2 protein-coding genes and 1 pseudogene are annotated in these 5,365 nt (G+C 58.2%); all 3 read left to right on the top strand.

The window, feature by feature from the left end; translation table 11 throughout:
* The coding region (locus tag NKI66_RS32470; protein ID WP_352754066.1) for a CocE/NonD family hydrolase at positions 1–1,687 on the top strand (1,687 nt) is incomplete at its 5' end.
* 1,012 nt (positions 1,688–2,699) lie between these two features.
* Entirely contained in the window at positions 2,700–4,283 is a 1,584-nt protein-coding gene (locus tag NKI66_RS32465) for an ABC transporter substrate-binding protein (RefSeq protein WP_352754065.1), read from the top strand.
* Positions 4,284–4,797: 514 nt separating this feature from the next.
* Positions 4,798–5,264, top strand: a pseudogene (locus NKI66_RS32460) (transposase); the annotation flags it as partial.
* Positions 5,265–5,365 lie beyond the last annotated feature (101 nt).

The raw sequence follows: 5,365 nt of genomic DNA, 5'->3' as shown, positions 1-5,365 counted from the left end.
CGGGATTTCCTGGGGCGGTTACAGTGCACTGCAGGTGGCTGCACGACGTCCACCTGCGCTCAAGGCGATCATCACGGTTTGCTCGACTGAGGACCGCTATACCGAAGAGCCCTACACCGGTGGCTTGATGATGGAGGACATGTTCGGGATTGCATGGGGTGCCCGTTACCCCGTGATTACTTGCAGTCCTCCCGATCCGGCAGTCGTTGGCGACCGCTGGCGCGACATGTGGATGCAGCGCCTCAATAACGTGGATTACTATCCCATAAACTGGATGACCCACCAGCACCGCGACGCATATTGGAAGCATGCGTCACTCAATGAGGACGATGGAAATTACGCTGCCATTCAATGTCCCGTCTATGCCGTAGGTGGTTGGTTCGATGCTTATCGCCGTACGATTCCGCGCATGCTCGCCAACCTCAAATGTCCGCGAAAAGGACTTGTCGGCCCCTGGGGCCACCAATATCCCAACATCGACAATCCGGGTCCGGGCCCGACCATAGACTGGCTCACTGAGTCGCTGCGTTGGTGGGATTACTGGCTCAAGGACATCGATACCGGCATTATGGCCGAGCCGATGTACCGGGTCTGGATGCAGCAAGAGCCGTCAGTGCGCGGCATATGCCAGATTCCCGACCGATGGGAGATTCCCGGCCGGTGGGTGGGCGAGGAAACCTGGCCATCGCCACGCATCAAGCCGCGCAAATTCTATCTCACCAAGGACGGACTGGAGAACGATGCCGGTGCTGAAACGGCGCGTGTTCTCAAGCCTTTGCAGACGGTCGGGACAACGGCCCCTGGTTGGTGGTTGAGAAGCGCCGAAGAAGCGCCGACAGATCAGCGAATTGACGACGCTCGCTCACTGACGTTCGATTCCGAGCCGCTCGAGGGGGATTTCGAGATTCTCGGCGCGCCTGTGGTCGCTCTTGATCTGTCGGTTGACAAGCCGGTTGCGCTCTTGGCCGTCAGTCTCAATGAAGTCGAGCCGGACGGCCTGTCGAAGCGAATTACCTATGATGTGCTCAATCTGACCCACCGGGACAGTCATGAGTTTCCTGAGCCGCTGGTGCCCGGCAAACGCTATCGCATCCGCCTGCCGCTGCAGGACTGCGCCCATGTTTTCAAATCGGGCAGGCGCATTCGTATCACCATGGCGACTTCACATTGGCCGGCATACTGGCCGTCCCCTGAGCCGGTGACGCTGACGGTTTATGCCGGTCGGTCCGAGCTCGAGCTGCCGGTACGACCGCCCCGGGCCGAGGACAGGGAATTGAAGCCGTTCGGCCCGGCCTTTGTGCCGGAACCGACCTCCGGACGAACCATTTTGCAAGAAGCGCCAAAGCCTACCAGAGTCTCTGAATGGGACGCCACAACGAGCAAACTTACGATACGCAACGCCCAAGGCGACGGACGATCTCGGATTGACGCCATCGGCACAGAGATGTGGACGACAGAACGCGAGGTCAAGGAAATACTTGACCACGATCCCACCAGCGCCAAAATCGACGCACAATGCATCACGGCGTACAAACGTGGCGACTGGGACTGCCGCGTTGAGAGTCGCCTGCGGGTGAGCGTTACCAAAGACGACTTTTTATTTGTGGGTCAGATCAAGGCCTTCGAACATGACGCTGAGGTCTTCACCAAGACCTGGAATCGTACAATCCCGCGCAGGCTGGTCTAGCAGGTCTCTGATTGGGGTCGTCGAGGTCAAGCTCCTCCTGCTTTCTTTTCCGGAGGATGTCGCTCCGTGGGTCAATCGCTTCTCTTCGCGGTCGGCGCTGGGTCGCCGCATAATGGGCCAAGTAGAGCGGGGCGCCTGCTCGCTCAGTGCCCGCACTTCCTTCATAATCCGGCCGTTCTCATCGAACTCGGCGTGACCTACCGTGACCCCCGGCGCAGATGCCTATGAAAAACGCCATGGCACGCGCGTCCTCGCAAACCTGCATCGGCGCGACAAGGCTCTCGGCTTTGCCCTCGCGCCAATGCCAGCCAGCCACTGAGTTATTAGGAAGGCCGCAGCCTATTTCGCGAGGGAGATGACATCAGGCTCGCTTTCGTCGCCGAGGCACCGGAACATCTGGCCGGCGGCATGGCTTCATTCGACGACAGACAATCATGCGAAGGATTATCGACGGCTTCCGTTGAGTGCGCTACGCCCATTTGAAGCACGGCATATGAGTTTTACCAAGGGCCGGCAATGAGCATTCGGCCACTAGGTCGACCTTCGCAACGAAATCTCCAATCCGAGACGGCTCATAAACAGCGTTGCGGACGACATCGGCATGTCGATGGGTCAACCGTCGGGGTTTCTGCCTTCTGCACATACTGTCAAAAGCGACTGCTACGTACGCAAGCTCAGGGTCACACATTCGAACAGCTCCTCGACGGCCGGAAACGCTGACACTTCGATGCCGAATATGTGCGGGCAACACCAGTCGGATGCAACGAGATATCAGCTGGCCTACAGTGCCGCCATCCCTGATAACATTTAGTCGTGCGGCACATAACTTTTTCTTCCGTTGTTTTGTTGGTCCGTGGTCCCTAGCGTTCCCAAAATGGCTCGGAATGGAACCAGGACCTTACGCCAGCGTGACTTCATCTCCAAACCAGCTACCTCTCTACACAAACTGGAGTTGACGTAAGCCTTCCCTGTGACTGTTATCGACTAAACAAAATTAAAATGGGAGCAGATCATGAAAGATACCATGGGCAATATAAGCCGCCGGTCCCTTCTCAGGACCGGCGCCGTGCTTGGCGGGGGGGTCGTCGCTGGCGGCATGCCGTTGTCGCAAGTCATCTGGGCGGCCGAAGGCAAAGTGCTCAAAGCGTGTTCCGACGGAGATCTCACCAAACTCGATCCCGCTTTCAACGCGCGAGCGGTGGAAACGGACGTGATGAACTGCATTTATTCGAGGCTCACGCGCTACAAGCGGGGCTCTGAATGGGGTTGGGAGCTGGATGCGGCAGAAAAAATGGAGCAGGTCGACCCGACCCATATCCGCTTCCGGCTGAAGAAAGGGATCACGTTCACCGGCGGTCACGGCGAGATGACTGCGAAGGACGTCAAGTTCTCCTTCGAGCGCATTATAAAACTCAATTTACCGCTCAAGCCGAATTGGGGTTCGTTGGATCATGTCGAGTTGGAGGACGACTATACTGGCGTAATCGTATTCAAGTCGCCTTTTATACCTGTTTGGCTCGTTTCGCTCCCCGATGCTGCCGGTCAAATCATTTCCGAGAATGCCGTAATGAAGGTAACCAAGGACGGCGGTGATTTCGGCATGAAGCCGCCAGCTTTCTCCGGCCCGTATGTGCTCGCCGACTGGAAGCCCAACCAGTACATACTCTTGACCCGCAATCCGGAATGGTCGGGCCCGAAGCCGGGCTTTGACGAAATCCGCATCGTCCCGGTCGACGACCTTAAGGCCCGGGAACGCGCCTATCTGGCAGGCGATACGGATTTCAGTGATATCAGTCTGGATTCGCTTGCAGGCCTCAAGAGCAACCCGCCCGCCAACACCAAGGTCGAGGAATGGCCCTCGCTCTGGTATTATTGGATCGGCATGAACATGGATCACCCGAAGCTGAAGGACATCAATGTCCGCAAGGCGATCCAATGGGCGATCAATGTACCGCAGATCCTGGACGCTGCCTATTCGGGCCAAGTCAACGTGGCGACAGGCCCGATCGCTCCGGGGCTCGTCGGGCACCGTGCGAAGGCGCTCGTTCCGCCAGAAGGCGATCTCGCAAAGGCGAAGGAATTCTTGGGAAAGGCCGGTGTGAGCGATCTGAACTTGACCATCGATTGTGCAAACGATAGCGTTAATTCAAGTATTGCCCAGATGGTGCAGGCGCAATTGTCCCAGATCGGCATTTCGGTCGAGGTCAATGTCCGAGATAACAGCACATTCTGGACGCTCGGCATGGAGTCGGAAGGCGAGCGCTGGAAGGACCTGCAACTCTTCATAACTGGGTTCTACGGTCTGCCGGATCCGCATTTCAATGTGACCTGGTTCGTGCAAGATCAAGTGGGCCTCTGGAACTGGCAGCGCTTCCGCAGCACACGCTTTGATGAGCTGATCGCTAAGGCGGTCACGATCGACGACCCGGATGCGCGGGCGAAGCTCTACTATGAGATGCAGGATCTATTGGAAGAATCGGGCGCATTCCGCTTCCTGACCAACGGGGCGACACCGATAATGTACCGCACTACACAAACCGAAGCTGCGACCCGCCCGGACGGAACCCCCCTCTACGTTGATTTCCAGCCGGTTTAGGCTTGAGCAATGTGAGCGGGCGGGAACCCATGTGGATCTATCTCCTGAAACGCCTGCGTGCCGTCGTTGCGCCGATGGCGGCGTGCGGGGTTGCTACCTTCCTGCCGCCAAAGAAGGTCCAGCAGGTTCTCGATGCCTGCGATCGGACCACGGCAATGGGGCATCGGACTATGAGCTCGGCTTGCGCGCCAGCGAGGTTGCGGCCCTCAGTCTTGATGAGGTCAACTGGCGGTCAGGCAAGATCCGTGTCCAGGAAGGGCCGGCGACGAACGACGATGCCGCTACGCCACGACGTCATGCGGCATGGGCGACCAGCTTCACAGCGCCGCCGACTGTTTGTGCGAACGCTTGCTCACGGATCTGAAGTGTGCCGTCGAGACCAGCGCGGAGAGCCGCCTCATCGTTTGCCTTACACCTCGATCCTAGAGCGTTTCCTGTTTTGAGAGAATCGTAGGATTCCCAAAGCAGGACGATTGTGATTCAAGATGCTGGCTGGATTGGAGGCCAGCATCTGATGACGCGAGCGCTTTCAAACGATCTTCGTGAGCGTGTTGTTGAGGCAGTTGGCGCCGGTGAGAACTGCCGTGCAGTGGCATCGCGCTTTGGCGTTGCGGTTTCCTCTGTAGTGAAGCGGTCGCAGCGTTACCGTGCAACGGGCTCGGTGGCGCCGGGCAAGATGGGCGGACACCGCAAGCGCGTTCTGGAGCCGCACCGTGCCTTCACCGAGGCGCGTATACGTGAGACGCCGCATCTGACGCTGCACGGATTGAAGGATGAGTTGGCCGGTCGCGGGGTCGAGGTCTCGCACAACACAGTGTGGCTGTTCCTGCGCCGCGAGGGCCTAAGCTTCAAAAAAAAACCCTGTTCGCCCTTGAGCAGGCGCGCGCTGATATTGCCCGCAGGCGTCGGCGATGGCGATCTTGGCAGACCGGCCTCGATCCACAATGCCTGGTCTTCATCGATGAGACCTGGATCAAGAGTAAGCGCCAAGCTGACCCCATCTGGCGCGGCTTGAGGTGATGAGCGAGAGATAGTGGCACTGAAGCAAGGAGCCGAGGAGCTTGCAGTGTCAATTTCTATGT

The organism is Mesorhizobium sp. M0518 (assembly GCF_040321125.1).
Lineage (GTDB): Bacteria > Pseudomonadota > Alphaproteobacteria > Rhizobiales > Rhizobiaceae > Mesorhizobium.
This window is presented reverse-complemented; position numbering and strand designations above follow the sequence as displayed.